This window comes from Leucobacter sp. M11 (assembly GCF_035726885.1).
Classification (GTDB): domain Bacteria; phylum Actinomycetota; class Actinomycetes; order Actinomycetales; family Microbacteriaceae; genus JAPFRB01.
Window position 1 is genome coordinate 427,690 of record NZ_JAPFRB010000003.1, and the last position, 2,579, is coordinate 430,268.

Below are 2,579 nucleotides of genomic sequence, written 5' to 3' on the forward strand. Positions count from 1 at the left end.
CGGGTCTCGGGGAGCTGGTCAATCACGCGGGCGCTGATGGCGTCCCAGACGTTCACCATGCGCAGGATTTCGGGGGCGCGATGCAGCTCGCGCAGGGCGGTGGCTCGTTCGATGCTGGTCATGCCCCCAGGCTACGCTCCGGCCCGGGGGAACAACAGGGGCGTCCGCCGCTTGCCCAGCGGACGCCCAGCGGCTGCGCAGCCGGGCTAGCCGATGCGCTCGGCCGCCGCCGACCAGCCGATGTCCGTCAGTTCCTGGCGGCGGTGGATCTTGACGCGCGCCCGGCCGTCCGCGGCCCCGAGGTCGCTCTCCGCCCGGTCGATTGCGAGCCACCCCGCCCAGTCCACCGGCCGTATGTTCCGCTCGGCGAGGAGGTTCCCCGCCCCCTCGGGGGTGTGCTGGCCGAGGCCGCTCGTCGCGCTGCGCTCGCCGAGGTCGGCGAGCAGGTGCGTCACGGTTTGCAGGGCGTCGGATTTCGTGGAACCGATCAGTCCGACCGGGCCGCGCTTGACCCACCCGGTCGCATAGACCCCGGGCAGGGGCGCGCCGTCTGCGGCGAGCACGCGACCCTCGTCGTTGGGGATCGTGTGGCTGGCCTCGTCGAAGGGGAGCCCGGGCAGCGGGCGCGAGTTGTAGCCGATCGCCCGGTACACGGCCTGCACGGGGGTGCTTCGGAACTGCCCGGACGGGGTGACCTGGCCGTAGCCGTTCGGGATTCCGCGCTCGGTCACGATCGCGGTGACCCCGGTGTCCCCCTCCAGGCGAACCGGGGTCTCGTAGAAGTGCAGGTGCACGCGGCGGGAGGCGGTGCGTTCGGCCGGGTCCCGCTCCGCCCAGCCGGTGAGGGTCGCGAGGTTGATCCGACGCTGCCCGAACTGCTTCGCCATTCGGGCGGTGTGCTCGTCGACCGCGATATCGGCGCGGTCCACGATCACATCGACGTCGCGCTGCTGCCCGAGCTCGCGCAGCTCCATCGCGGAGAAGCGTGCGTCGGCGGGCCCGCGGCGCGCGAAGAGGTGCACGGTGCGCACGGGGTTTGCCGCGAGACCGTCCGCCACATTGGGCGACACATCCGTGTCGGCGAGGTCGGCGGCATGCTTCGCGAGCATGCGGGTCACATCGAGGGCCACGTTGCCCGCCCCGAGCACCGCGATGGACTCGGCGTGCAGCGGCCAGTGCTCGGGCACGTCCGGGTGGCCGTCGTACCAGGAGACGAAGTCCGCGGCCCCGAAGGAGCCGGGCAGATCGACGCCGGGGATCTCGAGTCGGGCGTCGTCGTTGGCGCCGGTCGCAACGAGCACCGCGTCATAGCGCTCGCGGAGTTCGGCGATGGAGAGGTCCCGGCCGATCTCGACGTTGCAGAACAGGCGGACATCGCTGCCGTCGAGCATCTCGTGCAGGGACTCCACGATCTTCTTGATCCTGGGGTGATCGGGGGACACCCCGTAGCGGACGAGGCCGAAGGGGGCGGGCAGCTTTTCGAAGAGATCGATCTGGGTGCCGGGTGCCTGGGCGGCGACGATGTCCGCGGCGTAGATACCGGCGGGACCGGCGCCGATCACGGCGAGGCGGAGGGGGCGGGGGAACATCGAGGTCCTTTCACGGGGGCACGGGGCCCGAAACAGGGGCAGGCTCCCGAGATCACCGGGGGCCGGGCAGGGGAACACCCGGGTGCTCAAGGCTTCCAAACGAGGAGCACCCGGGTGTGCTTGTGGCGCGGGCCGAGCCGCCGTCAGGGAGACGGGCGATCGGTCCGCGGGGGTGCCGCGGGCGGCTAGGGGAGAATCAGGCCACCGGTCTGCGCGCGGGCGCGGTCCAGACGCGCGGCGACGTCGGCCCAGTTCGCGAGCTGCCAAAACGCGGCGACGTACTCGGCCTTGATGTTCAGGTAGTCGAGGTAGAACGCGTGCTCCCACATGTCGAGCATGAGGATCGGAGTCACGCCGACGGGGATGTTTGACTGCTGGTCGTGCAGCTGGAACACGCGCAGGCCGTTGCCGAGGCTGTCCCAGGCGAGGACGGCCCAGCCGGAGCCCTGAATGCCCAGCGCGGCCGCGGCGAAGTGCGCCTGGAAGGCCGCGAAGGAGCCGAACTGGTCAGCGATCGCCGCGGCGAGTTCGCCCTCGGGCTCTCCGCCGCCCTCGGGGGAGAGGTTGTGCCAGAACACGGTGTGGTTCGTGTGTCCGCCAAGGTTGAAGGCGAGGTTCTTCTCGAGCTGGTTGATCGCGGCGTAGGAGCCGGCCTCGCGCGCCTCGGCGAGCTGCTCCAGCGCCTGGTTCGCGCCGGCGACGTAGGCCGCGTGGTGCTTGCCGTGGTGCAGCTCCATAATCTTGGCGCTGATGTGCGGCTCCAGGGCGGCGACGTCGTAGGGCAGCTCGGGCAGGGTGTAGACGGGCATGGATGGGGTTCCTTTCACGCGGGGATACCCCCAGGCTAGAACCTCAACCGCACTTGAGGTCAATCGCCGGATGGCCCGTGCGCGGCAGGTGTCAGGGATCACCCAGGATGCGCGCGGTGCGGCCGTGCCCGGAAGCGGGCTCGCCGAACGCGGGCCCGGTCACCCGGGCCGCCGCTGCCCC

General features: G+C 71.2%; 2 protein-coding genes and 1 pseudogene. All 3 read right to left on the reverse strand.

Annotated features, from left to right (window positions below; all coding sequences use genetic code 11):
• Nucleotides 1-122: pseudogene (locus OOT08_RS10370) on the reverse strand (isocitrate lyase/phosphoenolpyruvate mutase family protein); the annotation flags it as partial.
• Between the two features lie 84 nt (nucleotides 123-206).
• Nucleotides 207-1,589 carry an FAD-dependent oxidoreductase gene (locus OOT08_RS10375; RefSeq protein ID WP_325092574.1) on the reverse strand — a complete coding sequence of 461 codons (1,383 nt, stop codon included), beginning with the start codon at nucleotides 1,587-1,589 and terminating at the stop codon, nucleotides 207-209.
• 185 nt (nucleotides 1,590-1,774) lie between these two features.
• The gene (locus OOT08_RS10380) at nucleotides 1,775-2,398 is read right to left on the reverse strand and encodes a superoxide dismutase (RefSeq protein WP_325092575.1); all 624 of its coding nucleotides are present in this window, start codon (nucleotides 2,396-2,398) and stop codon (nucleotides 1,775-1,777) included.
• Nucleotides 2,399-2,579 lie beyond the last annotated feature (181 nt).